This is a genomic window from Bradyrhizobium sp. USDA 4454, from assembly GCF_054822705.1.
This window is the reverse complement of sequence record NZ_JBTRCN010000001.1, coordinates 4,640,879-4,665,286: the sequence shown is the minus strand read 5'-3', so window position 1 is coordinate 4,665,286 and position 24,408 is coordinate 4,640,879. Positions and strand designations below refer to the sequence as shown.

Genomic DNA, 24,408 nt, shown 5'->3' with positions numbered 1-24,408 from the left:
GGCCGGTGAGGAAAATGTAAGCCGACTGTTAAGCGCGCGCGCTCGTGCGGCGGCAAGCTTGTCCCGGTCGAAAGAACGATCCCGGAGGTGCTGAAATGAGCACGGCCTATAGTCCAGCCAACTCGGCCCAGACGACTGCGCTGCGCGTCCCCAACGTCTTCAAGGGCTTTTGGGACGCCCTTCAGGAATGGCGCAAATGGGAGCGGCTGCGCGTCGAGCTCGGCAGCCTGAGCGATCAGGAGCTCATGGACATCGGGATATCGCGTGGCGAGATCGACTATGTCGCATCGAACCGGGATACCGACCCGCGAGGCATCCGATCTGCCTGACGCTACCGACGGGCTTTACATCCCGCCAAACAGCGCGCGCTCGGCTTCCACGGTCTCATAGATGTAATCCGCGACCGCGCGGATGCGGGCGAGGTCCTTGCTGTCGGCGTGCATCAGGAGCCAGAAGGTGCGCGAAATCCGCACCTCCTCGGGCAGCACCGGTTGCAGTTCGGGGTGGGCTGATGCCATGAAGTGCGGCAGCACCGCGATGCCGAAGCCCGCGATGGTGGCGTTGAGCTGCGCGATCAGATTGGCGCTGCGGAATTTCGCGGAAATCTTTGGCGAGACCTGCGGCAGATAGTCCAGCTCCGGCGTGAACAGCAGCTCCTCGATGTAGCCCACGAAGCGATGTCCCGGCAGGTCGGTGCGGGCGGCAATGGCCGGCGCCTGAGCGAGATAGGCGGGTGCGGCATAAAGCCCGAGCGCGTAGTCCAGGAGCTTGCGGCCGACGATGCGGCCTTCCTTCGGCATGGTCAGGCTGATCGCGATGTCGGCCTCGCGCTTGGAGAGCGAGAACAGCCGCGCGGTGGCGACGAGCTGCAGGTCGAGATCGGGATACCGCTCGGTGAACTTGACCAGCCGCGAGGCCAAAAAATGGCTGCCGAAGCCGTCGGGCGCGCCGATCCGCACCGTGCCGGTGAGATGCGCGCGCGAGCCGCCGACCGCCTCCTGGTTGGCCACGATGGTGGATTCCATCGCCTCGGCGCTGTCGGCGACGCGCTGGCCGGCTTCGGTCAACAGATAGCCGGTCTTGCGGCGATCAAACAGTTTTGCCGAGAGGTGGCCTTCCAGCCGGTCGACACGGCGGATCACTGTGGCATGATCGACGCCGAGCTGCTTGGCGGCAGCCGAAACCGACCCGCCGCGCACGATGGCGAGCACGAAACGGAAGTCGTCCCAGTCGATTGTGCCGCCGCCTTGATCCAGCATTTCCGCACATCTAAGGTGCAATTTATCGGACTTGAATCCTATAAAATGCAGGGTCAATAGGGTTTGTAAAGCGATCTCGCCGCGCGCAGCGGCGATTCACGTCTCCAAGGGAGGATATTCATGCGCTCGATCGGACATTTCATCGGTGGCAAGGAGGTCAAGGGCACATCGGGCCGTACGGCCGACGTCTTCGAGCCGATGACCGGCGAGGTTCAGGCCAAGGTGGCGCTGGCCACCAAGGCCGAGGTCCGCGCCGCGGTCGAGAACGCCAAAGCGGCGCAAGGCGAATGGGCCGCGACCAATCCGCAGCGCCGCGCCCGCGTCATGATGAAGTTCGTCGAGCTGGTGCAGCGCGACTACGACAAGCTCGCCGAGCTTCTGGCGCGCGAGCACGGCAAGACGGTTCCCGACGCCAAGGGCGACATCCAGCGCGGCCTCGAAGTCGCCGAGTTCGCCTGCGGGATCCCGCATCTGATGAAGGGCGAGTACACCGAGGGCGCCGGTCCCGGCATCGACATCTATTCGATGCGCCAGCCGCTCGGCGTGGTCGCCGGCATCACGCCGTTTAACTTCCCGGCGATGATCCCGATGTGGAAGTTCGCGCCCGCGATCGCCTGCGGCAACGCGTTCATCCTCAAGCCGTCCGAGCGCGATCCCGGCGTGCCGATGAAGCTCGCCGAGCTGATGATCGAGGCGGGGCTGCCGGCCGGGATCCTCAACGTCGTCAACGGCGACAAGGAAGCGGTCGACGCCATCCTCGACGATCCCGACATCAAGGCGATCGGCTTCGTCGGCTCGACGCCCATCGCACAGTATATCTATGAACGCGCCGCGCAGACCGGCAAGCGCTGCCAGTGTTTTGGCGGCGCCAAGAACCACGCTATCATCATGCCCGACGCCGACATGGACCAGACCGTCGACGCGCTGATCGGCGCGGGCTACGGCTCGGCCGGCGAGCGCTGCATGGCGGTCTCGGTTGCCGTCCCGGTCGGCAAGACCACCGCCGACCGTCTGATGGAAAAGCTGATCCCGCGCGTCGAGTCGCTCAAGATCGGCACCTCGGTCGATCCGTCGGCCGATTACGGCCCGCTGGTGACCCGCGAGGCGGTCGAGAAGGTCAAGAGCTACATCGACATCGGCATCAAGGAAGGCGCCAAGCTCGCGGTCGACGGCCGCGGCTTCAAGATGCAGGGCTACGAGAACGGCTTCTATCTCGGCGGTTCGCTGTTCGACAACGTCACCAAGGACATGCGGATCTACAAGGAAGAGATTTTTGGTCCGGTGCTGTCGGTGGTGCGCGCCCACGACTACCACGAGGCGCTGGCGCTGCCGTCCGACCATGACTACGGCAACGGCGTCGCGATCTTCACCCGCGACGGCGACGCGGCGCGCGATTTCGCCGCCAAGGTCAATGTCGGCATGGTCGGCATCAACGTGCCGATCCCGGTGCCGATCGCCTATTACACCTTCGGCGGCTGGAAGAAGTCGGGCTTCGGCGACCTCAACCAGCATGGTCCGGACTCGATCCGCTTCTACACCAAGACCAAGACCGTGACCTCGCGCTGGCCGTCCGGCGTCAAGGATGGTGCGGAGTTCTCGATCCCGACGATGAAGTAAACCTTCATCGTGGGCGGCGAGATGCAGTTCGCTCTCAACGAGGACCAGATCGCGGTTCGCGACATGGCGCGGGCATTTGCGGCGTCGAGGATCGCGCCGCACGCGCTCGAATGGGACGAGAAGAAGCACTTTCCCGTGGACGTGATGCGCGAGGCCGCAGGCCTCGGCATCGGCGGCATCTATATCAGGGACGATGTCGGTGGCTCGGCGATGACGCGGTTCGACGCGGCGCTGATCTTCGAGGCCTTGGCGACGGGCTGCCCGACCACCTCGGCCTTCATCTCGATCCACAACATGGCGTCCTGGATGATCGATGCCTATGGCAACGACACCCAGCGCCGGCAATGGCTGCCGAAGCTCTGCACCATGGAGCTGATCGCAAGCTACTGCCTGACCGAGCCGGGCGCCGGCTCGGACGCCGCGGCGCTGCGCACCCGCGCGGTGCGCGACGGCGATCACTACGTGCTCAACGGCCAGAAGCAGTTCATCTCCGGCGCGGGCAGCACCGACCTTCTGGTGGCGATGGTGCGGACCGGCGGCGATGGTCCCGGCGGCGTCTCCACTGTTGTCGTCGACGGTAAGACGCCGGGCGTGTCGTTCGGCAACAATGAGCGCAAGATGGGCTGGAACGCGCAGCCGACCCGCGCCGTGATGTTCGAGAATGCCCGCGTGCCCGTCGCCAACCGGCTGGGCGAGGAGGGCATCGGCTTCAAGATCGCGATGGCCGGCCTCGACGGCGGCCGGCTCAACATCGCGGCGTGCTCGCTCGGCGGCGCGCAGGCGGCGCTCGACAAGGCGCTGGCCTACATGAAGGACCGCAAGGCGTTCGGAAAGCGGCTCGACGAATTCCAGGCGCTGCAATTCAAGATCGCCGACATGGCGACCGAGCTGGAGGCCGCACGCACCTTCCTGTGGCGCGCGGCGGCGGCGCTCGACCGCAAGGACCCGGACGCCTCGATGCTGTGCGCGATGGCCAAGCGGTTCGGCACCGATGTCGGCTTCGAGGTGGCCAACCAGGCGCTGCAATTGCACGGCGGCTACGGCTACTTGAGCGAATACGGCGTCGAGAAGATCGTGCGCGACCTGCGCGTGCATCAGATCCTCGAAGGCACCAATGAAATCATGCGGCTGATCGTGTCGCGCAAGCTGATCGAGGGCGCGCGATGAATGATATGGCCGCGGAAGGTGACCTGATCGCGCGCAGGGAAGGGGCGGCCGGCATTATCCGGCTCAACCGGCCGAAGGCGATCAATGCCGTGACCCTGGAGATGTTCCACGACATCGACAAGGCGCTCGATGCGTTCGAAGCCGATCCCGATGTCGCCGTTATCGTGCTGGAAGGGGCCGGCGAGCGCGGCCTGTGCGCCGGCGGCGATATCCGCGCGCTCTGGGAGAGTTCGAAGGTCAAGGGCGACCTCGGCAAGATCCTGTGGCGCGACGAATACATCCTCAACGCCCGGATCAAGACATTCCCAAAGCCCTATGTCGCCTTCATGGACGGCATCGTGATGGGCGGCGGGGTCGGGCTCTCGGCGCACGGCCGCCACCGCGTGGTGACGGAACGGACAAAACTCGCGATGCCCGAAGTCGGCCTCGGCTTCTTCCCCGATGTCGGCGGCACCTACCTGCTGTCGCGCTCGCCGGGCGAGGTCGGCACCTATTTTGGGCTCACTGGCACCACGATGAATGGTCCCGACGCGATCTACGCCAAATTCGCCGACGCGGTGGTGCCGAGTGCCAAGCTCCCGGCGCTGCGCGAGGCGCTGACCAAGGTCGCCCCTCGCACGAACTCGGCCGAGATCGACCGGCTGATCGCGGACTTTGCCACCGGCGAGACATCCGGGCCCGTGGCCGCGATGCAGGCCAGGATCGACGGCTGGTTCGCGCGCGGACGGATGCAGGACATCATTGCGGCGCTGAAGGCCGATGGATCCGAACTGGCGCAATCGACCTTGAAGACGCTCGGCGAGAAGTCGCCGCGCGGCATGGTGGTGACGCTGAAGCTGCTGCGGCTGGCGCGCGCAACCGAGACGCTGGAGGAGTGCCTGGTGCGCGAATATCGCGCCGCGCTCGAAGTGTTCGCCAGCGACGATTTCCGCGAGGGCGTGCGCGCCGCCGTGATCGACAAGGACCGCAACCCGAAATGGTCGCCGGCTGATATCGCGGACGTGACGCCGGAGATGCTCGCGCCATACTTCGCCGAGATCGGCGCCGACGAATTGAAATTTCCAGACAGCAAATAGAAACGTCGCAAGCGGAGGATTTCCCATGGCAAACGTCGCATTCATCGGGCTCGGCAACATGGGCGGGCCGATGGCGGCCAATCTGGTCAAGGCCGGCCACAAGGTAACCGCGTTCGATCTGGTCGCAGCATCGCGCGAACAGGCGAGGCACGACGGCGCCGCGATCGCCGAGAGTGGCGTTGACGCGGTGACGGGCGCCGATGTCGTGATCACCATGCTGCCGGCCGGAAAGCATGTGCTCGGCGTCTGGAACGAGGTGCTGCCCGCGATGACCAGGGGCGCGCTGATCATCGACTGCTCGACCATCGACGTCGAAAGCGCCAAGCAGGCGCATGCGCTCGCCGCCAGGCACGGCATGGCTTCGGTCGATGCGCCGGTCTCCGGCGGCACCGGCGGCGCCAAGGGCGCGACGCTGACCTTCATGTGCGGTGGCGAGGCGACGGCCTTTGCTGCGGCGCAGCCGATGCTGGCCAACATGGGCAAGAAGATCGTGCATTGCGGCGCCGGCGGCGCGGGGCAGGCGGCCAAGATCTGCAACAACATGATCCTCGGCATCTCCATGATCGCGGTCGGCGAGGCGTTCGTGCTGGCTGAAAAGCTCGGCCTGTCGCACCAGGCGCTGTTCGACGTCGCCTCGACCTCGTCGGGGCAGTGCTGGTCGCTGACGACCTATTGCCCGGTCCCTGGCCCGGTGCCGACCTCGCCCGCCAACAACGACTACAAGCCGGGTTTCGCCTCCAATTTGATGGTGAAGGACCTGACGCTGGCCCAGGACGCCGCCAATGCCGCGGGCGCGGTCACGCCGCTCGGCAGGCACGCGCAGGAGATATACAAGGCCTTCGATGCGTCGGGCCATGGCGGGGTCGACTTTTCCGGAATTATCCAGCACGTTCGCAGCCTCGCTGGGAAATAGCGGGCTTTTCACTGGTAGCCCGGATGGAGCGCAGCGAAATCCGGGACAGCTTCATCAGTTGGCGCGACCGGCCCCGGATTACGCTTCGCTCCATCCGGGCTACGAATGCAACGCTGGTCGCCTAGCGTGAATTCGACGGGTTCCGACGATGACCACATTTCAGGACGCTCGCGCCTTTCTGCTCAAGCACCGCACCGACTACGACGCAGCGGTGAAGGGATTCCGCTGGCCGGATCCGGTGCCGTTCAACTGGGCGCTGGACTGGTTCGACGCCGAGCTGGCGCGCAATGCCGAGAGCCGCGACCGCGCGGCGTTGTGGATCGTCGATGCCGCCAGCGGCAACGAGACGAGACTGTCCTTCGCCGAGCTGTCGCGCCGTTCCAATCAAGTTGCAAATTTCCTGCGGGCGCAGGGGCTGAAGCGCGGCGACCATCTGTTGCTGCTGCTCGGCAATGTGGTGCCGCTGTGGGAGACCATGCTGGCGGCGATGAAGCTCGGCGTCGTCGTGATCCCCGCGACTACGCTGCTCACCGCCGACGAATTGCGCGACCGGCTTGATCGCGGCAAGGCGAAAGCGGTGGTTGCGACCCAAGATCAGGTCGCAAAATTCGCGGGCCTTGGCAGCGACAGGCTGGTCCGCATCGTGGTCGCCGCGACGCAGAAGCAGGACGGCTGGCTGCCGTTCGAGGACGCGGCGAAGGCACCCGAGGCCTTCACGCCGGACGGACCGACCAAGGCCGACGATCCGATGCTGCTCTATTTCACCTCGGGCACCACGGCAAAACCAAAGCTGGTGCGGCACAGCCAGCGCAGCTACCCGGTCGGCCATCTCTCGACCATGTACTGGATCGGCCTGCAGCCCGGCGATATCCATCTCAACATTTCCTCGCCCGGCTGGGCCAAGCATGCCTGGAGCTGCTTCTTCGCGCCGTGGAATGCCGGCGCGACGATCTTCATCGCCAACCAGCCGCGCTTCGAGGCGAAGGGACTGCTCTCGATCATCGGCCGCTGCGGCGTCACCACGCTGTGCGCGCCGCCGACGGTGTGGCGGATGTTCATCCAGGAAGACCTCGCAAGCTTCAAGGTCGCGCTTCGCGAGGTCTGCGGCGCCGGCGAGCCGCTCAACCCCGAGATCATCGACCAGGTCAAATCGGCCTGGGGCCTCACCATCCGCGACGGCTATGGCCAGACCGAGACCACGGCGCTGGCCGGCAATTCGCCGGGGCAGAAGGTCAAGGTCGGTTCGATGGGCCGGCCGCTGCCGGGCTATCGCGTCCAGGTGACCGACAATGACGGTCATCCCGCCAAGGAAGGCGAGGTGACCCTGCTGCTCGGCGCCCACCGACCGGCAGGCCTGATGCAGGGCTATCAGGGCGACGACGGCCGGCTGATCGGCACCGACGGCGAGATCTATCGCAGCGGCGACGTCGTGTTCACCGATGACGAGGGCTATCTCACCTTCGTCGGCCGCACCGACGATGTGTTCAAATCCTCCGACTACCGGATCTCGCCGTTCGAGCTCGAGAGCGTGCTGCTGGAGCATGACGCGGTGGCGGAAGCCGCCGTGGTGCCAAGCCCGGACCCGATCCGGCTCGCGGTCCCCAAGGCCTATGTGCTGCTGGTCTCCGGTGTCGAGCGCACGCCGGAGACGGCGCTGTCGATCTTCAAACATTTGCACACGCGGCTCGCACCGTTTAAACGCATCCGCAAGATCGAGCTGGTCACCGAACTGCCCAAGACGATTTCCGGCAAAATCCGTCGCGTGCAGTTGCGCCGGCTCGAACATGACGATGTCAGAAGCGATGCGTTGCGCGGAGCCGAGTTCCGCGAGGAAGAATTTCCGGAGCTGCAGAAGGTGCGGACCTCCGGTTAGCGGAGGTTAGCAATGAACGAAGTCTGGAAGAAGCCGCCGGTGTCGCTGGAAACCTACCAGGGCATGGTCGGCAAGGAGATCGGCGTGTCCTCGTGGCACCTGCTCGATCAGGGCCGCATCGACACCTATGCCGACGTGATCGAGGATCACCAGTTCATCCACGTCGATCCTGAGCGCGCCAAGAAGGAGACCGCGTTCGGCACCACGATCGCCCACGGCTTCCTCACGATGTCGCTGCTGTCCATCATGTCGTACGAGGTGATGCCGGTGCTCGAGGGCACCGCGATGGGCGTCAATTACGGCTTCGACAAGCTGCGCTTCATCTCGCCGGTGCGCTCGGGAAAGCGTGTGCGCGGCCGCTTCGTGCTGGCGGAAGCCACGCTGCGCAAGCCGAAGGAACTGCTGTCGCGCACCAATGTCACGGTCGAGATCGAAGGCGAGGAGAAGCCCGCGCTGGTCGCCGATTGGCTCGGCCTGATCTATTTCAGCTAGAGCGATTGCTGAGTAGCTCCACCTTTTCCGCAAGCGGGAGAGGTGGAGCGAACTCGTCTGATTCAAGTCACGCATTGACGGCCGTGTTTCCCGGTGTCCATGATACCGCCTTCAGGCGGTGCGGTCCCGGGAGTGGCAGCCATGGTGCAGAACTTCGTCGCCGGACTTGTCGTCGTCGGTTTGCTGGTGATTGGGGCGATCAGCTACGCCCAGGAGCATCACGAGTGCTGGAACGGGCACCTGATCAGCAACTTGAAAGACAAGACGTTGAGGGACGGCCACCTCATCAAAGCCCTGAAACCCTGCGGCTCGATGGCTCCTGACGTCTAGCCCGCCGCGCGGCCGTCACGGCCAGCCTTGCCCGGGCTTGACCCGGCCATCCATCGCTGCTCAAAAGCTGCCAATCGCGAGCGTTTCCACCCTCTCCCCCTGTGGGAGAGGGTGGCTTCGCGGCACGCGAAGCCGGGCGAGGGTCTGTCTCCACGCAAAGACTCTTGCTTGAGTTCGCGGAGACAAACCCCTCATCCGGCGCGCTTTCGCGCGCCACCTTCTCCTACAAGGGGAGAAGGGAAGTAAGCAGGACGGACAAGCATGGCAATCAGGTTTGATGGACGCGTCGCTATCGTCACCGGCGCGGGCAATGGTCTTGGGCGGGCACATGCGCTCGGGCTCGCCAGCCGCGGCGCCAAGGTCGTGGTCAACGATTTCGGCGGCGCGCGCGACGGCACCGGCGGCTCGCTGTCGCCGGCCGAGGCCGTGGTCGAGGAGATCCGCAAGGCGGGCGGCACCGCGATGGCCGATGGCGCCGACGTCTCAAATTTCGAGCAGGTCACCGCGATGGTCGAGCGCGCCACCAAGGAGTGGGGCAGCGTCGATCTGCTCTGTGCCAATGCCGGCATCCTGCGCGACAAGTCGTTCGCCAAGATGGAGGTCGCCGACTGGGCCAAGGTGCTCGACGTGCATCTCACCGGCACCTTCTACTGCTGCAAGGCGGTGTGGGCCGGGATGCGCGAGCGCAATTACGGCCGCATCGTGCTGACGACCTCGTCGTCCGGCCTGTTCGGCAATTTCGGTCAGGCCAATTACGGCGCGGCGAAGGCCGGCATGGTCGGCCTGATGAACGTGCTCGCCGAGGAGGGCCGCAAGAACAACATCAAGGTCAACACTATCTCGCCGACCGCGGCGACCCGGATGACCGAGGAACTGCTGCCGCCGCAGGCGCTGCAACTGATGAAGCCGGAGGCCATCACGCCGGCGGTCGAATTCCTGCTCTCGGAGGACGCGCCGACCCGCACCATCATGGGCGCAGGGGCCGGCTCGTTCGCGGTGATCCGGGTGCTGGAGACCGAAGGCGTCAACCTGCCGCAGTCCGAATGGACGCCGGACGGCGTCGCCGCGCACTTCAATGCGATCAGCGACATGTCGACTGCGAAAGCGCTGCAGGGCGCCTTCGAGCAGACGCAGAAATACGTCGCCCAGGCCGCTGCGCGTGCCGGGATCAAGCTGTAACCGTCATTCCGGGGCGATGCGCAGCATCGAAACCGGAATCTCGAGATTCCGGGTCTGGTGCTAACGCACCATCCCGGAATGACACCTTTTGTTGTGGCGCCGAGCTGGGCCTACACTCACGCCATGTCATCACCCTCCGTCAGCCACGTCGCCGTCATCGGAGCCGGACCTGCCGGCCTGATGGCGGCGGAGGTGCTCGCGCAAGGTGGCGCTGCTGTCACCGTCTACGACGCGATGCCGTCGGCCGGCCGCAAGTTCCTGATGGCCGGCCGCGGCGGGCTCAATCTCACCCACTCCGAGCCGTTGCCGGATTTCCTCAAGCGCTATCGCGAGGCGATGCCGCGCCTGAAGGCTGCGGTCGAGGCGTTTCCGCCGGATGCGTTGCGCGCCTGGAGCGAGGCGCTGGGCCAGCCGACGTTCATCGGCAGCAGTGGCCGCGTGTTTCCAAAAGCGTTCAAGGCATCGCCTTTGCTGCGCGCCTGGTTGCGGCGGCTCGATGCCGCCGGTGTTGCATTCGCATTCCGCCATCGCTGGGTTGGATGGGACGCGAGTAGTGCTCTGCTGTTCGAGACGCCGGACGGCCGGCGTGCGGTCGATGCTGATGCAACCGTGCTGGCACTCGGTGGCGCGAGCTGGCCGCGGCTCGGCTCGGATGCGGCGTGGGCAGGCGTCCTCGCAGCGAAGGGTGTTGCCATGGCGCCGATGAAGGCGGCCAATTCCGGCTTCACGGTCGCCTGGTCGAATATCTTCCGCGATCGATTTGAAGGTCAGCCACTCAAGAGCGTCGCGCTCACAATCGGTCCGCATACGGCGCGCGGCGAGGCCATTGTCACCCGCACAGGGATCGAGGGCGGCGCGATCTACGCGCTGTCGGCCGAATTGCGCGAGGCGGTGCTCACCGAGGGAGCGGCGACGCTCAGCGTCGCGTTGCGGCCCGACACCGCGCGCAACGAACTGGTCGCGCGCCTGTCGGCGGCAAAGGGCAAGCAATCCGTCTCCAACTTCCTGCGCAAGGCGGCGCAGCTCTCGCCCGTCAGCATCGGATTGTTGCAGGAGGCCGCCGTCGCATCCGGCCGATCGCTGGCGTCGCTTTCGCCGGCCGACCTGGCCGTGCTGATCAATGCGGTGCCAGTCAGGATCACCGGCGTGGCGCCGATTGCGCGCGCGATCTCGAGCGCCGGCGGGATCAGGTTCGACGAACTCGACGACCATTTCATGCTGCGGCGGTTGCCGGGTGTGTTCGCCGCCGGCGAGATGCTCGACTGGGAGGCGCCGACCGGCGGCTATCTGTTGCAGGCGTCGTTTGCAACGGGCGTCGCCGCCGGAAAGGGGGCGTTACGTTATATCGGCATCGCATAGCCGCGGGCGCTCGACTCGTCGGAATCGGAAACACTCACTCGGAACCGGTCTTCGTCACGAGATCGGTGATGAACCCGAGCACGCCGAACGCCGCAGCCACTGCGCAGACCGCTATCCAGCCACCAAAGCTCCACGCCGCTGACGCCGCGGCGGCGCCGACCGCGCCGCCGATGAAGAACAGCGCCACGAACAGGCCGTTGATCCGGCCGCGCGCCTCGGGCCGCAGCAGATTGACGGCGCGCCGGCCAAGCGTCTGGTCGGTCGTGATGCCGAAATCGAGCAGGACGGCGCCGACGCCCAGCAGCGAGAGAGCCGCGATCCGCGACTCGATCATGCCGGCCCAGGCGCACAGCACGAGCGCGCCGACGATGAGAAGATGCGAGACGATCAGCAGCGGCCGCGCAAAACCCCGGTCGCCCCATCGCCCGGCGATCGGGGTCGCTGCCGCCCCGGCGACGCCGATCAGCGCGAACAGCGCGATCCCCCTGGCGTCGAGCTTGAACGGCGCATCGGGCAGCCGCAGCGCGATCGCGACCCAGAACGCGGTGAAGGATGCCATCACCAGCGCCGCGGTCCAGGACCGCACCCGCAGCACCGGCTCTTCTCGCAGCAGTCTAGGAAACGAACGCAGCAGCGCGCCGTAGCTGACCTTCGCCGCCGGCTGAAGCGTCGGCAGCGTGCGCGCCAGCGCGGCGGCGAGCACCGTCATCAGCACCGCCGATGTGAAGTAGTAGCCGCGCCAGTTCCAGCTGTCCGCGATCAGGCTCGCCATCGGTCGCGACAGCAGGATGCCGATCATCAGGCCGCTCATGACATCACCGATCGCTTGTCCCCGCCGTTCCGGCGGCACCATCGCGGCCACCAGCGGCACCACCATCTGGATCGCGGCGCAAGAGGCGCCGAGAATGAAGGTAGCGGCCAGCAGCATCAGCGGCGTCGGCGCCAGCGCGGTGCCGATCGCGGCCACGATGGCGCAGGCCAGCGTGCGCAGGATCAGCCGCTTGTTCTCGACCAGATCGACCAGCGGCACCAGCAGCAACAGGCCGAGCGCGTAGCCGAGCAGGGTCAGCGTCGAGATCAGGCCGGCCTCCAGCGCGCTCATGCCGAGCGAGCGGCCGATCAGGCCGACCAGGATCTGCGGCGCAAACAGGTTGGTGACGACGGTGCCGGTGGTGATGGCGCCGATCCAGATCAGCGGACGCACGGAGCTCGTGCGCGCCGGGGAGAGTTTGGTGGCTTCGGAAATGGTCATGGGACCTCGCAAGGACGTGGCGAGGCCCCCTTTAGGGGATCGGCCTAATATGCTACAATTCAAATAAGATAATGAAGAATATGCGGGATTGTTATGAACACGCATGACCTCGTGGCGTTCGTCGCCGTGGTGGAGACCGGATCGATCGTCGCGGCGTCGTCGCGGTTGAACCTTACCCAGCCCGGCGTGACGCGGCGGATCCAGAATCTCGAGGAGATGCTGGGCGCGCAGCTGCTCGACCGGCTGTCGAAGCCGCTGAAGCCGACGGCTGCCGGCATCGAGGCCTATGAGCAGGGCCGCCGCCTGCTACGGATGCTCGACGATCTCAAGTCGGGCGTTGCCAATGACGGCGTGGTGCGCGGCGAGTTCAGGCTTGGGCTGACGCCGTATTTGTCGGAGGCGGGACTGGCCGGCCCGCTCGATGCGGTGCGCGCGGAATTTCCCGCGCTCGCGGTGCGCGTCGTGGCGGGCCTGTCGCCGCACCAGATCGAGGCGGTGTCGCGCAACGAGCTGGATGCGGCGGCGATCTGCATTCCCGACGGTGCCGTGCCGCCGTCGGACCTCGCCGCCGACGATCTCGGCGCGCAGCCGGTCATCTTCGTCGTCGCGCGCGACATCAAGCTGCCGAAAGACACCGACCTCGAATGGTTGTCGCGCATGGGATGGGTGATGAACCAGGACGGTTGCGGCTTCCGTCAAACACTGAGGCGCCAGTTCGAAGCCGCGCATCTGCCGTTCAATGTCGCGGTGGAGGCGCTCGACAGCGAGCTGCGGCTGTCGCTGGTCGCGCGCGGGCTCGGCATCGGCGTCGTGACGCCGGTCGCGCTGAAGCGAAGCGCGCTGCGCAGCCGGCTCAAGGTGGTCAGGATCGAGGGGTTCAAGGCCGCGGTCCGGGCCTGGGTCGTGCATCGCCCGCCTGCCGGCCGCCTGGCGCGGCCGATCGAGGTGTTTCGCGCGGCCCTGGACCATGAGCTGCAGGCGCTGATCCGGGGGTAGGGCGAAATCGTAGGGTGGGCAAAGCGCAAGCGTGCCCACCATCACGAGCACGCCGAGAATGGTGGGCACGGCGCAAGGGCGCCTTTGCCCACCCTACGGGAGCGCTAGCGCAGCTTGCCCCTTGCCGTCACCGGCAACGCGCCGATGATTTCATCGCCACGCACCATCACGACTTCGTCCATCATGTTGACGACGACGCAGACATGGTTGGGCACGATCCGTACCACGTCGCCGACGTCAGGCCGGGTGTTGCTGCGGGAGAGGTCGAGGAAGCCGTGCTCCTCGGCGAAGCGCGCGATCTTGGCCTCGGGATGTTCGAGGATCAGGCCGTGACCCTCGAGCCCGCCGGTGTCCGAGGTCAGCGTCTTGGAGCCGGCATCGAGGATGCCGCGCTCGGGGCCGGCGCGGCTGACCACGGTGGAATAGATGTGCAGCGCGCAATCGTCCCAGGTCGCGACGCCGGCCGCGACCTGCATGCGGTCGTTGTAAATGTAAGTGCCGAAGCGATGCTCGGTGCCGCCCTTCAGTCTGCCGAGATTCTTCAGGTTCGGCGTACCGCCGGTCGACACGATGGTCGCATCGAGGCCGTGGGCGCGGACGCCGGCCAGCGCCTCGTCGTAAAACTTCTGCGCATCGGCCCAGCCGCTCTCGGTCGGGTACAGCATGAAGCCCGCGAAAGTCAGACCCTTGGAGGCCGCGATCTCGCGCGCCAGCGCGATCGCCTCACGCGGGGTCTCGACGCCGGCGCGCTTGCGGCCGGTGTCGCATTCGACCACGACCGAGAGCGGACGCCCCGAGGCGGCGGCGGCCTTCGGCAGGTCGCCGACCACGACGGAATTGTCCGCCGCGACGGTGACGTTGGCCTTGGCTTGCAGCGCGCCGAGCCGCGCCATCTTCTCGTCGCCGAGCAGATTGTAGCTGATCAGGATGTTGTCGATGCCGCTGTCCGCCATGATCTCGGCCTCGCCGAGCTTCTGGCAGGTGATGCCCTTGGCGCCCGTCTTGATCTGCAGCTGCGCCAGCATCGGGTTCTTGTGGGTCTTGATATGCGGCCGGTTGGCGACGCCGGCCTCGTCGCAGGCTTTCTGGATGCGCGCGATGTTGCGCTCGACCCGGTCCATGTCGATCACGGCGCAGGGCGTGCCGTAGTCCTTGGCGATCTTGGCGGCGAGGGTCGTGGTCATCGGGTCAACTCCAGTTTGACGTTCTCGTCATTGCGAGGAGCTCGCGACAAAATTGCAAAGCAATTTTGCGCTGAAGCGACAAAGCAATGACGGCAAGAACGTTTAGGTTCATGCCTGTTCGATCTCTTCGCGCAGCACTTCGAGCTCGAGCCAGCGGTCTTCGGCGGCGGCGAGGTCTTGCTGCGCCTTGGCGATCGCGGCCGACGCCGCGTCGAACGTCTTGCGATCCTTCGCGTAGAGATCGGGATCGTCGAGCAGCTTCTGCTGCTTGGCGATCTCGGCGTGCAGTCTGTCGATCGTCTTCGGCAGCGTCTCCAGCGCGTGCTTCTCGTTGAAGCTCAGCCGGCGCCGCGGCGCGGCTTCGGGTGCAGCGGCCCTGGCTTCCTTCTTCTCTTCGGTCGGGGCATCCGCCTTCACCGTCTCGCGCTTCACGTCGGCGCCGCGCTGCGCCAGCATGTCGGAATAGCCGCCGGCATATTCGATCCAGCGCCCCTGGCCTTCGGGCACCACCACTGAGGTCACCACGCGGTCGAGGAAGTCGCGGTCGTGGCTGATCAGGATCACCGTGCCCTCGTAATCGCCAAGCATGTCCTCGAGCACGTCGAGGGTTTCGAGATCGAGATCGTTGGTCGGCTCATCCAGGATCAGGAGGTTCGACGGCTTGGCCAATGCGCGGGCCAGCATCAGCCGGCCGCGCTCGCCGCCGGAGAGCGCCTCCAACGGCGTGCCACGCTGCTCCTGCGCGAACAGGAAGTCTTTCATGTAGCCGATCACGTGCTTCGACTTGTCGCCGATCATGACGTGATCGCCGCGGCCGCCGGTCAGCGCCTCGGCAAGCGTCAGCTTCGGATCGAGGCTTTCGCGATGCTGGTCGAGCGTCGCCATCTCGATATTGGCGCCCAGCCGCACCGAGCCGGAATCCGGCGGATCGTTGCCGATCAAGAGATGCACCAGCGTGGTCTTGCCGGCGCCGTTCGGGCCGACGATGCCGACGCGGTCGCCGCGCTGAATCCGCGTCGAGAAGCCGTCGACGATCTTGCGCTCGCCATAGGCCTTGCTGATATTCTTGGCCTCGATCACCAGGCGGCCGGATTTCTCGGCCTCGGCGGCGGCGAGCGTGGCATTGCCGGTGGCGCCGCGATAGTTGCGGCGTTGGTCGCGCAGCGCGTGCAGATTGCCGAGCCGCTTCACATTGCGCTTGCGGCGGCCGGAGACGCCATAGCGCAGCCAGTGCTCCTCGTTGACGATCTTGCGGTCGAGCTTGTGCTGCTCGCGCTCTTCCTCGGCCAGCACCTCGTCGCGCCATTCCTCGAAGGCGCCGAAGCCGCGTTCGATCTGCCGGATCTGGCCACGATCGAGCCAGGCGGTCGCGCGCGACAGATTGGTGAGGAAGCGGCGGTCGTGGCTGATCAGCACCAGCGCACAGCGGCGGCTCTCCAGTTCGCTTTCGAGCCATTCGATGGTCGGCAGGTCGAGATGGTTGGTCGGCTCGTCGAGCAGCAGGATATCGGGCGAAGGCGCCAAAACCCGTGCCAGCGCCGCGCGGCGCGCCTCGCCGCCGGAGACATGCGCCGGATCTTCCTCGCCGCTGAGGCCGAGCTGTTCGAGCAGATAGCGCGCCTGGTAGTGGTCGTCGCCGGGACCAAGCCCTGCCTCGACATATGCCAGCGTCGTCTTGTGCTCACCGAAATCAGGCTCCTGCGGCAGATAGCGGATGGTGGCGCCGGGCTGCACGAAGCGGCTGCCGGCATCGGGCTCGACCAGGCCGGCGGCGATCCGCAGTAGCGTCGACTTGCCGGAGCCGTTGCGGCCGATCAGGCAGACGCGCTCGCCCGCGGAGACCGACAGCTCGACGCCGGTCAACAGCGGCGTGCCGCCGAAGGTCAGGCTGATGTCCTTGAGCTGGATGAGGGGCGGGGCCATCGCGCTAATCCCCGTTCGCAGGCAGCCGCTCGGCGCGGCGGCGCTGGATGCGGCGGATGGTCTGGTCGAGCGTCGACAGGAAGGTCGAGCGGTCGCGCGGCGAATATGATTTCGGCCCGCCTGTGATCTCGCCCGACGAACGCAGGTCGGTCATCAGATTGCGCATCGCCAATGTCATGCCGATCGACTGTTCCGTGAACGGTTTCCCATTTGGCGCGATCACGTCGGCGCCGGCCTTGACGCAGCGGCTCGCCAGCGGAATGTCCGCGGTGATCACGATGTCACCTTCATGCACGCGTTCCGCGATCCAGTCGTCGGCCGCATCCATCGCGGCGCCGGCGGCGACGCGCTCGATCAGCGGATCCTGCGGCACGCGGATGAAATTGCCGGCGACCACGCTGACGGGCACGCCGAGCCGGATCGCGACGCGATAGATCTCGTCCTTCACCGGGCAGGCGTCGGCATCGACATAAATGCGGGTGGGAGCAGGGGTTTCAGTCATCGATTCAAGAGTTGGAGAGCGCGGCCTGCGTGTACTCCATCGGGCGGAAAATTGCGAGCAGAACGAGAGGCTTGCTACGTTGTCCGGTTCGACTACGATTGCCCGAGAAAAACAACCGAAATAAGGGGAAACCCGATGGATTTGAAGGCTTCGCACACCTACCGCGTCTCGGCGTACAACACCTCGAAACTGTCGGAGAACAAGATCCACGACGACACGGTGGCGAAAAAATTCGGCTTTTCCGGCGGGCTGGTGCCCGGCGTCGATGTAATGGCCTACATGATGCATCTGCCGGTCGAGAGATGGGGCCGCGATTTCCTCGAACGCGGCCTGATCGAGGCGCGCTTCGTCAAGCCGGTCTATGACGGCGAGATCGCCGAGCTGACCGGGCAGGAGACTGGCAATGGGCTGACGATCGAGCTCTTCAGCCGGGGCGAACTCTGCGCCACCGGCACCGCCTCGCTGCCGGCCTCCGCGCCGACAGTCGTGCTCGGCGATTACAAGCAGGTCGCCGCGGTCGCCGAGCGCAAGCCGGTCAGCGCGTCGTCCTATGAAGAGGGCAAATGGCTCGGCACCATCCCGCGCGACTGGTCGGGCGACGCCGCGAAGGACTATCTCGCCGATATCCGCGAGACCGATCCGATCTACTTGCGCGAAGGCCTCGGCCATCCCGGCTTGCTGCCGCGGGTGATGAACAAGGTCCTGGTCGACAATGCGATCCTCGGGCCGTGGATCCATGTCGGCACCCGCATGCAGCTGTTGTCGGCGGGCAAGATCGGCGACGAGCTGACGGCGCGCGCCAAGGTGACCGGCAATTACGACAAGAAGGGCCACCGCTTCGTTGAGCTCGATGCGCTGGTGCTCGGCAACGGCATGCCGCTGGCGCATTGCTGGCACATCGCAATCGTCCAGCCGCGCGAGCAGGCCGCGGCGTAGGGAAGGGGCACAGCGTCTCCACGCCACAGCCGTCATACCCCGCGAAAGCGGGGTATCCAGTACGCCGCGGCCCGTCGGCTCAAGCACTGCCGCCTCTGGAATACTGGATCGCCCGCTTTCGCGGGCGATGGCAGCGGTGAGTCGGGGAGGCAGCGCGCCCTTACGCCGCCTTCGCCTTGGCGTCCTGGATCGCGCGCCAGACGCGCTCCGGCGTCAGCGGCATGTTGATGTGCTTGATGCCGTACTCCGACAGCGCGTCGACCACCGCGTTGACGATGCAGACCAAGCTGCCGGCGCAGCCGGCTTCGCCGCAGCCTTTTGTCCCCAGCGGATTGGATTTCGCCGGCGAGGGGTGATCGCCGACCAGCATCGACGGCACGTCGCCGGCGCGCGGCAGCGCGTAGTCCATGAACGAGCCGGTGATCGGCTGGCCCGAGGCGTCGTAGCTGACTTCCTCCATCAGCGCCTGGCCGATACCCTGCGCGACGCCGCCATGGAGCTGGCCGGCGACGATCATCGGATTGACCACGACGCCGAAATCGTTGACCGCCGAGTAGCGCACGATCCGCGTCACACCGGTGTCGGGATCGATCTCGACCTCGGCGACGTGGCAGCCATTCGGGAAGGTCGAGGCGGTCTCCTTGGTGGCGTGATCGACGTCGAGCGTGTCCGGCGTACCCTCGGGCATCTTGCCGGCGCGCATCCGCTCGGCGAGCTCCATGATGCCGATCGAGCGGTCGGTGCCGGCGATGGTGAAGCTGCCCTGGCCGAACTCGATGTCGGCCTCGGACGCCTCCAGCATATGCGCGGCCGCCTTCTTGCCCTTCTCGATCACCAGCGCCGCAGCTTCGACGATCGCCTGTCCGGTCGCGGTGATCGAGCGCGAGCCGCCGGTGCCATTGCCGAACCGCACCAGATCGCTGTCGCCCTGTTCGAGCGTGATCTTCTCGAAGGGCACCCCGAGCTGTTCGGACAGCACCTGCGCGAACGGCGTGGCGTGGCCCTGGCCATAGTCGAGCGTGCCGGTGGTGAGCTTCACCGAGCCGTCGGGCTCGAAGGTGATCTTGCCGAGCTCGCCGGACGGCGGCGCCGTGACCTCGAGATAGGAGCCGACCGCAACGCCGCGCAGCTTGCCGTTCTTTTTGCTCTCCTTCTTGCGCTTGGGGAAATTCTCGTAGTCGGAGATCTCCAGCGCCTTCTGGAACACGCCGGCGAAATCGCCGCTGTCATAGGTGACGCCGGAGGCGGCCGAGAACGGCAGCTGCGAGGGCTTGATGAAGTTGCGCTTGCGCAAGGTCATGCGGTTGATGCCCATCTCGTCGGCGGCGGCATCGATCAGCCGCTCCATGTAGTAATTGGCTTCGGGCCGGCCGGCGCCGCGATAGGCGCCCATCAACGTGGTGTTGGTCAAGACCGTCTTGATGTCGACGCCGAGCAACGGCGTGCGATAGACGCTGGCGAGGTTCTTGCCGGTGTTGAGCGACAGCGGCCCCGGCGCGACGCCGGTGATGTAGGCGCCGAGATTGCCGTAGCCGGAGAGCCGTACCGCGAGGAACTTGCCGTCGGCATCGAGCGCGAGCTCGGCATGGATCAACTGCGCGCGGCCCTGGCTGTCGGACAGGAAGCTGGTCGAGCGCTCGTCCAGCCACTTCACCGGGCGGCCGAGCTCGCGCGCCGCATGCGCGATGCAGGTGTATTCGGGATAGCTGAGGTTCTTCATCCCGAACGAGCCGCCGACATTGCCGGTCAGGATGCGGACCTTGTCGGCGGGCACGTTGAGCAGGCGCGCCATGATCGCTTTGTTGCCGGAGACGCCCTGGGTCGGCACCTGCAACGTGAAGCGTTCGGTCGTCTTGTCGTAATGGGCGAGGGCGACGCGCGGCTCCATCGAGACCACGGCGACGCGGGTGTTGACGATGTCGAGTTTTGTGACGTGCGCGGCCGCGGCGAACGCTGCCTCGATCTTGGCGGCGTCGCCATAGTGATAGTCGAGCGCGACGTTGTTCGGGATGTTGTCATAGAGCTGCGGCGCGCCCGGCTTGGCCGCCTCGGCCGCGTCGGTCACTGCCGGCAGCGGCTCGATGTCGACCTCGACCGCCTCGGCCGCGTCGCGGGCCTGCGCCGCGGTCTCCGCAACCACGAAGGCCACGGGATCGCCGACGAAGCGCACCTTGTCGGTCGCCAGCGCCGGACGGTTGGTTTGCAGCAGCGGCGAGCCGTCGCGGCTCTTCAGCGGCAGGCCGCAAGTGAAGGGGTTGTAGCCCGCGGCCGCGAGGTCGGCGCCGGTCCAGACCCCGAGCACGCCCGGCATCGCCCTGGCGGCCGCCGTATCGATCCCCTTGATGATTCCGTGGGCATGGGAGGAGCGGACCATCCAGCAGATGGCCTGGCCCGGCAGGCAGAAATCGTCGGTGTATTTGCCCTTGCCGCGCACCAGGGTGTCGTCCTCCTTTCGTCGAACAGGCTGTCCGACACCGTATTTTTGCAGTGCGATAGCGTTTTCGAGGGAGGCTGGCGGCGTATGATCTTGCATCGAAAATGACCTGAAATGCCCGGATTTGGTGGCGTTTGGGGGCGCAGACGAGATAACGCACGCCCCCCTTAACGACAACGCCCGATTGGGCATGGAGCCAATGTGAACGGAGTTTGCGCAGGGCTTTGACGCTGCTAAAGTTTCCGTGAACGACAATTATTCGGCGGGCCCATGGATTGCTCCTGGTGGAGATTGCTCCTGGTGGATTGCTCCGGGGGTCCTGCGGAAAGACAGTTTTGATGAACGACCATGTGCGGCTTTGCGACGGCCCCCCGGCCGGCGAAGCCCCGTCAGGGTTGGTCGCGGCAGCCGCGGAAAGCGGGGTGTACGCCGCGCTCGATCTTGGCACCAATAATTGCCGGCTGTTGATCGCCTGTCCCACTGGCGACGGGTTCCGCGTGGTCGACTCGTTTTCGCGGATCATCCGGCTCGGCGAGGGTATCGCCGCGACCGGCTCGATCAGCGAGGCGGCGATCGAGCGGGCGATTGCCGCGCTCGCCATCTGCAGCGACAAGATCCGCTATCGCAAGGCGCGCCGGCTGCGGCTGATCGCCACCGAGGCCTGCCGCGCTGCCGGGAATGCCGAGAGTTTTCGCGCGCGCGTCGCGGCCGAGACCGGCATCGAGCTCGAGGTGATCGATCGCGAGACCGAGGCGACGCTGGCCGTGATCGGCTGCTCGCCGCTGCTCGACCCGAAGGGGCGGGGCGCCATCCTGTTCGACATCGGCGGCGGTTCGACCGAGCTGGTGCGGATCGAGCGCGATCCCGACGCGCCCGACGCGCCGCCGCGCATCAAGGCGTGGATGTCGATCCCGCTCGGCGTCGTTACGCTGGCCGAGAATTTCGGCGGCAGGAACGTCACCCGCGATCTGTATGCGCAGATGATCGACGAGGTCGCCCGCCACGTCGCGCCATTCGCGGCCGAGCACGGCGGGGATCTGCGCGGCATGCACCTGCTCGGCACCTCGGGCACCGTGACCACGCTGGCCGGTGTCTTCCTCAACCTGTCGCGCTATGACCGCCGCCGCATCGACGGCATCTGGATGGAGGATGCCGATGTCACCGCCACGATCCAGAAATTGCTCGGCATGAGCTATGAGGCGCGGGTCAGCAACAGCTGCATCAGCGTCGAGCGGGCCGACCTGGTGCTTGCCGGTTGCGCGATCCTCGATGCGATCCGCAACGCGTTCCCGACGCCGCGGCTCCGCGTCGCCGATCGCGGCCTGCGCGAGGGCATGCTGGTCGAGATGATGCGCGAGGACGGCGCGCTTCGGGCGTGCTAGGGCTTCTCTTGCCTCGCCCCGCTTGCGGGGAGAGGCCGGATTGCATGTTAATGCAATCCGGGTGAGGGGGACTCTCCACGAGCGCATCTCTCACCTTCATTGCGGAAGCAGCCCCTCACCCCAACCCTCTCCCCGCAAGAGCGGGGCGAGGGAGAAGAGAAAATGAAATGGCGAAAGACACCACCGGGCGGCTGCACGTCACGGTCAAGAGCGGCGGCAAGCGCAAACTGTCGTCGAAACTCTGGCTCGAGCGCCAGCTCAACGATCCCTATGTCGCCAAGGCCAAGGCGATGGGTTACCGCTCGCGCGCGGCCTTCAAGCTTCTCGAGATCGACGACAAATACCGCCTGCTCAAGCCGGGCATGACCGTGGTCGACCTCGGCGCCGCGCCCGGCGGCTGGAGCCAGATCGCGGCCAAACGCACCGGTGCCGCCGACGGCAAGGGCAAGGTGGTCGCGATCGATCTGCTGGAGATGGGCGAGATTCCCGGCGTCACCTTCGCGCAGCTCGATTTCCTCGACCATGACGCGCCCGAGAAGCTGATCGCGATGATGGGCGGCCGCGCCGATTTCGTGATGTCCGACATGGCCGCCAACACCACCGGCCATCGCAAGACCGATCAGCTCCGCATCATCGGCCTGGTCGAGACCGCCGCGCATTTCGCCGGCGAGGTGCTCAATCCCGGCGGCACGTTCCTGGCAAAAGTGTTCCAGAGTGGCGCCGACGCCGAACTGGTGGCGCAGCTGAAGCGCGATTTCGCCACCGTCCGCCACGTCAAGCCGGCCGCCAGCCGGCAGGATTCGTCCGAGCGCTACGTGCTGGCGACCGGGTTTCGCGGACAGCAGCATGAATTGCGAACTCCGTCACCCTGAGGAGCGCGTAGCGCGTCTCGAAGGGTCGACGGCCCGGCTGGTGGCCGTGCATCCTTCGAGGGCCGCTGAAGAAGCGGCCACCTCAGGATGACGGTGATAGATCGAGCGCGCACCTCGTCATTGCAATGACGGAGGTAACCAGCCTCACCCCAGCCGCTGATCCCGCGCGTTCTGGGTATCCTCGGTCGCGGCCTTGACGGCGTCGGCGGCGGCGCGTTTCTCGGCGCCCTTGCGGCTCGAGATGTCGATCGCCTTGCGGCCGGCGATCTCGTTGCCGGCGTCGGCGGGCATCTGCCAGAAGAACCAGGCCGAGGCCGCCGAGATCAGCGACACCACGATGAAGGCCGGCGCGAACACATCGGCGGAGAGCTCGGTTGCATGGTGCAATGCCAGCGTGGTCTCGACCGAGAACGCGCCGACCGCGACGCCGGCGGACACCGCGAGCTGCTGGTTGACGCTGACCAGCGTTGTGGCGCGACTCATCTGCGGCGCCTCGACCTCGGCATAAGCGACGGTGTTGATCGCGGTGAATTGCAGTGAGCGGAAGAAGCCGCCGACCACCAGGATGGTGAAGATCAGCATCAGCGGCGTCGAGATCGTGAACAACGCGCAGGCGGCGAGGAAGGCCGAGCTGACCACGGCATTCACCGTCATCATGTTGCGGAAGCCGAAGGCCTTGATGATGCGCGCCGCGAGCGTCTTCATGCCCATCGCGCCGACGGCGGACGCAAAGGTGACCAGGCCGGACTGGAACGGCGACAGGCCGAAACCGACCTGCATCAACAGCGGCAGCAGGAACGGTAGCGCGCCGATGCCGAGCCGGAACATGAAGCCGCCGACGATCGACGCGCGCATGGTCGGCAGCCGCAGCAGGCCGAAATCGAGCACCGGCGAGCCGGTGCGCCGCGCGTGCAGGACATAGAGCGTCATCGAGACCGTGCCGATTCCGACCAACGCGGCGACGATCGGCCAGGGCAGCAGGTTGAGACCCGCGACCGACAGTCCGAAGGCGATGCCGGCAAGGCCGATGCCGGCCAGCACCAGTCCCATCAGATCGAAACGCTCCGGGTCTTCGCTCTTGATCGGGTCGATGTATTTCAGGGCCAGGAAGATGCCGAGCAGCCCGATCGGGATGTTGATCAGGAAGATCCAGTGCCAGGAGAAATAGGTGGTGATGAAGCCGCCGAGCGGTGGACCGATCACCGGGCCGATCAGCGCGGGCACCGTCACCCAGGCCATCGCGTTGACCAGCGCGCTCTTGTCGACCGAGCGCAACAGCACCAGCCGTCCGACCGGGGTCATCATCGCCCCGCCGAGGCCCTGCACGATGCGGGCGAACACGAAATCGGTCACCGAGCCCGACAGCGCGCAGCCGATCGAGCCCAGCATGAACACGGCCACCGCGCCGGCAAACACGATGCGGGCGCCGAAGCGGTCGGCGGTCCAGCCGCTCGCCGGGATGAACACCGCGAGCGACAGCAAATAGGAGGTGATCGCAAGCTTCAGCGTCAGGGGGCTGGTGCCGATATCGGCGGCGATCGCCGGCAGCGACGTCGCAATCACCGTGGAGTCCATGTTTTCCATGAACAGGGCGGTGGCCACGATGAGCGGGATCAGGCGTTGTTTGTTCATCAAAATAGGACAGCTATGCTGAAAAAGGCG

At 66.1% G+C, this 24,408-nt stretch carries 21 protein-coding genes; 14 read left to right on the top strand and 7 right to left on the bottom strand.

Going from position 1 to position 24,408, the window contains the following annotated elements; genetic code table 11:
* The first annotated feature begins 95 nt into the window (after positions 1–95).
* On the top strand, positions 96–329 hold the full coding sequence (locus ACVIW0_RS22000) for a DUF1127 domain-containing protein (RefSeq protein ID WP_461354230.1): 234 nt from the start codon (positions 96–98) through the stop codon (positions 327–329).
* 15 nt (positions 330–344) lie between these two features.
* On the opposite strand, the gene ACVIW0_RS21995 is transcribed toward ACVIW0_RS22000, so the two are convergent.
* Positions 345–1,259 (bottom strand): LysR family transcriptional regulator, encoded by a 915-nt coding sequence (locus tag ACVIW0_RS21995; protein WP_461354229.1) that lies wholly within the window; start codon positions 1,257–1,259, stop codon positions 345–347.
* A 120-nt stretch (positions 1,260–1,379) separates the two neighbouring features.
* Between ACVIW0_RS21995 and ACVIW0_RS21990 the strand changes: the two genes are divergently transcribed.
* The 9 genes from ACVIW0_RS21990 (at position 1,380) to ACVIW0_RS21950 (ending at position 11,265) form a co-directional block, all read left to right on the top strand.
* A complete protein-coding gene (locus ACVIW0_RS21990; RefSeq protein ID WP_461354228.1) occupies positions 1,380–2,876 on the top strand; it encodes a CoA-acylating methylmalonate-semialdehyde dehydrogenase in 1,497 nt (498 codons plus the stop codon).
* A gap of 21 nt (positions 2,877–2,897) precedes the next feature.
* A complete protein-coding gene (locus tag ACVIW0_RS21985; RefSeq protein WP_461354227.1) occupies positions 2,898–4,043 on the top strand; it encodes an isobutyryl-CoA dehydrogenase in 1,146 nt (381 codons plus the stop codon).
* The gene (locus tag ACVIW0_RS21980; protein WP_461354226.1) at positions 4,040–5,119 is read left to right on the top strand and encodes an enoyl-CoA hydratase/isomerase family protein; all 1,080 of its coding nucleotides are present in this window, start codon (positions 4,040–4,042) and stop codon (positions 5,117–5,119) included. The genes ACVIW0_RS21985 and ACVIW0_RS21980 overlap by 4 nt, the downstream gene beginning before the upstream one ends.
* A gap of 25 nt (positions 5,120–5,144) precedes the next feature.
* Positions 5,145–6,032: a 3-hydroxyisobutyrate dehydrogenase gene (mmsB, locus tag ACVIW0_RS21975; protein WP_461354225.1), complete on the top strand. Its 888-nt coding sequence runs from the start codon at positions 5,145–5,147 to the stop codon at positions 6,030–6,032.
* A gap of 148 nt (positions 6,033–6,180) precedes the next feature.
* Positions 6,181–7,905 carry an AMP-binding protein gene (locus ACVIW0_RS21970; RefSeq protein WP_461354224.1) on the top strand — a complete coding sequence of 575 codons (1,725 nt, stop codon included), beginning with the start codon at positions 6,181–6,183 and terminating at the stop codon, positions 7,903–7,905.
* 12 nt (positions 7,906–7,917) lie between these two features.
* Positions 7,918–8,397, top strand: a complete 480-nt coding sequence (locus tag ACVIW0_RS21965) for a MaoC family dehydratase (protein WP_163162560.1) — start codon at positions 7,918–7,920, stop codon at positions 8,395–8,397.
* A gap of 141 nt (positions 8,398–8,538) precedes the next feature.
* Positions 8,539–8,727: a hypothetical protein gene (locus tag ACVIW0_RS21960; protein WP_461354223.1), complete on the top strand. Its 189-nt coding sequence runs from the start codon at positions 8,539–8,541 to the stop codon at positions 8,725–8,727.
* A 261-nt stretch (positions 8,728–8,988) separates the two neighbouring features.
* Complete coding sequence (locus ACVIW0_RS21955; protein WP_461354222.1) at positions 8,989–9,906, top strand: SDR family NAD(P)-dependent oxidoreductase; 918 nt, start codon at positions 8,989–8,991, stop codon at positions 9,904–9,906.
* 123 nt (positions 9,907–10,029) lie between these two features.
* Positions 10,030–11,265, top strand: a complete 1,236-nt coding sequence (locus ACVIW0_RS21950) for a BaiN/RdsA family NAD(P)/FAD-dependent oxidoreductase (RefSeq protein ID WP_461357388.1) — start codon at positions 10,030–10,032, stop codon at positions 11,263–11,265.
* A 34-nt stretch (positions 11,266–11,299) separates the two neighbouring features.
* Here the strand turns inward: ACVIW0_RS21950 and ACVIW0_RS21945 are convergent, their stop codons facing one another.
* Positions 11,300–12,517 carry an MFS transporter gene (locus tag ACVIW0_RS21945; protein ID WP_461354221.1) on the bottom strand — a complete coding sequence of 406 codons (1,218 nt, stop codon included), beginning with the start codon at positions 12,515–12,517 and terminating at the stop codon, positions 11,300–11,302.
* 93 nt (positions 12,518–12,610) lie between these two features.
* Between ACVIW0_RS21945 and ACVIW0_RS21940 the strand changes: the two genes are divergently transcribed.
* Positions 12,611–13,513, top strand: coding sequence for a LysR family transcriptional regulator (locus ACVIW0_RS21940; RefSeq protein WP_461354220.1), 903 nt, complete (start codon positions 12,611–12,613; stop codon positions 13,511–13,513).
* Positions 13,514–13,617: 104 nt separating this feature from the next.
* Here ACVIW0_RS21940 and ACVIW0_RS21935 read toward each other — a convergent pair whose 3' ends face one another.
* From ACVIW0_RS21935 to ACVIW0_RS21925, 3 genes are all read right to left on the bottom strand, one after another.
* A complete protein-coding gene (locus ACVIW0_RS21935) occupies positions 13,618–14,697 on the bottom strand; it encodes a D-TA family PLP-dependent enzyme (protein WP_461354219.1) in 1,080 nt (359 codons plus the stop codon).
* A gap of 108 nt (positions 14,698–14,805) precedes the next feature.
* A complete protein-coding gene (locus tag ACVIW0_RS21930) occupies positions 14,806–16,620 on the bottom strand; it encodes an ABC-F family ATP-binding cassette domain-containing protein (protein ID WP_461354218.1) in 1,815 nt (604 codons plus the stop codon).
* A 4-nt stretch (positions 16,621–16,624) separates the two neighbouring features.
* Entirely contained in the window at positions 16,625–17,122 is a 498-nt protein-coding gene (locus tag ACVIW0_RS21925) for a YaiI/YqxD family protein (protein ID WP_461354217.1), read from the bottom strand.
* Between the two features lie 135 nt (positions 17,123–17,257).
* On the opposite strand from ACVIW0_RS21925, the gene ACVIW0_RS21920 reads away from it, so the two are divergent.
* Complete coding sequence (locus ACVIW0_RS21920; RefSeq protein WP_461354216.1) at positions 17,258–18,058, top strand: hypothetical protein; 801 nt, start codon at positions 17,258–17,260, stop codon at positions 18,056–18,058.
* A gap of 160 nt (positions 18,059–18,218) precedes the next feature.
* On the opposite strand, the gene ACVIW0_RS21915 is transcribed toward ACVIW0_RS21920, so the two are convergent.
* On the bottom strand, positions 18,219–20,591 hold the full coding sequence (locus tag ACVIW0_RS21915; RefSeq protein WP_461354215.1) for a xanthine dehydrogenase family protein molybdopterin-binding subunit: 2,373 nt from the start codon (positions 20,589–20,591) through the stop codon (positions 18,219–18,221).
* A gap of 239 nt (positions 20,592–20,830) precedes the next feature.
* Between ACVIW0_RS21915 and ACVIW0_RS21910 the strand changes: the two genes are divergently transcribed.
* Entirely contained in the window at positions 20,831–21,874 is a 1,044-nt protein-coding gene (locus ACVIW0_RS21910; protein ID WP_461354214.1) for a Ppx/GppA phosphatase family protein, read from the top strand.
* Positions 21,875–22,041: 167 nt separating this feature from the next.
* Positions 22,042–22,746, top strand: coding sequence for an RlmE family RNA methyltransferase (locus ACVIW0_RS21905; protein WP_461354213.1), 705 nt, complete (start codon positions 22,042–22,044; stop codon positions 22,744–22,746).
* A gap of 144 nt (positions 22,747–22,890) precedes the next feature.
* Here ACVIW0_RS21905 and ACVIW0_RS21900 read toward each other — a convergent pair whose 3' ends face one another.
* A complete protein-coding gene (locus tag ACVIW0_RS21900; protein WP_461354212.1) occupies positions 22,891–24,378 on the bottom strand; it encodes an MFS transporter in 1,488 nt (495 codons plus the stop codon).
* Positions 24,379–24,408: the final 30 nt, after the last annotated feature.

Bases quoted from the DNA above. Each gene is read 5' to 3' on its own strand.
- ACVIW0_RS21910 (WP_461354214.1), top strand. From the start codon at position 20,831: ATGAACGACCATGTGCGGCTTTGCGACGGCCCCCCGGCCGGCGAAGCC.
- ACVIW0_RS21950 (WP_461357388.1), top strand. From the start codon at position 10,030: ATGTCATCACCCTCCGTCAGCCACGTCGCCGTCATCGGAGCCGGACCT.
- ACVIW0_RS21985 (WP_461354227.1), top strand. From the start codon at position 2,898: ATGCAGTTCGCTCTCAACGAGGACCAGATCGCGGTTCGCGACATGGCG.
- ACVIW0_RS21900 (WP_461354212.1), bottom strand. From the start codon at position 24,378: ATGAACAAACAACGCCTGATCCCGCTCATCGTGGCCACCGCCCTGTTC.
- ACVIW0_RS21945 (WP_461354221.1), bottom strand. From the start codon at position 12,517: ATGACCATTTCCGAAGCCACCAAACTCTCCCCGGCGCGCACGAGCTCC.
- ACVIW0_RS21955 (WP_461354222.1), top strand. From the start codon at position 8,989: ATGGCAATCAGGTTTGATGGACGCGTCGCTATCGTCACCGGCGCGGGC.
- ACVIW0_RS21965 (WP_163162560.1), top strand. From the start codon at position 7,918: ATGAACGAAGTCTGGAAGAAGCCGCCGGTGTCGCTGGAAACCTACCAG.
- ACVIW0_RS21960 (WP_461354223.1), top strand. From the start codon at position 8,539: ATGGTGCAGAACTTCGTCGCCGGACTTGTCGTCGTCGGTTTGCTGGTG.
- ACVIW0_RS21940 (WP_461354220.1), top strand. From the start codon at position 12,611: ATGAACACGCATGACCTCGTGGCGTTCGTCGCCGTGGTGGAGACCGGA.
- ACVIW0_RS21925 (WP_461354217.1), bottom strand. From the start codon at position 17,122: ATGACTGAAACCCCTGCTCCCACCCGCATTTATGTCGATGCCGACGCC.
- ACVIW0_RS21905 (WP_461354213.1), top strand. From the start codon at position 22,042: ATGGCGAAAGACACCACCGGGCGGCTGCACGTCACGGTCAAGAGCGGC.
- mmsB (WP_461354225.1), top strand. From the start codon at position 5,145: ATGGCAAACGTCGCATTCATCGGGCTCGGCAACATGGGCGGGCCGATG.
- ACVIW0_RS21920 (WP_461354216.1), top strand. From the start codon at position 17,258: ATGGATTTGAAGGCTTCGCACACCTACCGCGTCTCGGCGTACAACACC.
- ACVIW0_RS21930 (WP_461354218.1), bottom strand. From the start codon at position 16,620: ATGGCCCCGCCCCTCATCCAGCTCAAGGACATCAGCCTGACCTTCGGC.
- ACVIW0_RS21935 (WP_461354219.1), bottom strand. From the start codon at position 14,697: ATGACCACGACCCTCGCCGCCAAGATCGCCAAGGACTACGGCACGCCC.
- ACVIW0_RS21995 (WP_461354229.1), bottom strand. From the start codon at position 1,259: ATGCTGGATCAAGGCGGCGGCACAATCGACTGGGACGACTTCCGTTTC.
- ACVIW0_RS21980 (WP_461354226.1), top strand. From the start codon at position 4,040: ATGAATGATATGGCCGCGGAAGGTGACCTGATCGCGCGCAGGGAAGGG.
- ACVIW0_RS21990 (WP_461354228.1), top strand. From the start codon at position 1,380: ATGCGCTCGATCGGACATTTCATCGGTGGCAAGGAGGTCAAGGGCACA.
- ACVIW0_RS21970 (WP_461354224.1), top strand. From the start codon at position 6,181: ATGACCACATTTCAGGACGCTCGCGCCTTTCTGCTCAAGCACCGCACC.
- ACVIW0_RS22000 (WP_461354230.1), top strand. From the start codon at position 96: ATGAGCACGGCCTATAGTCCAGCCAACTCGGCCCAGACGACTGCGCTG.
- ACVIW0_RS21915 (WP_461354215.1), bottom strand. From the start codon at position 20,591: ATGCAAGATCATACGCCGCCAGCCTCCCTCGAAAACGCTATCGCACTG.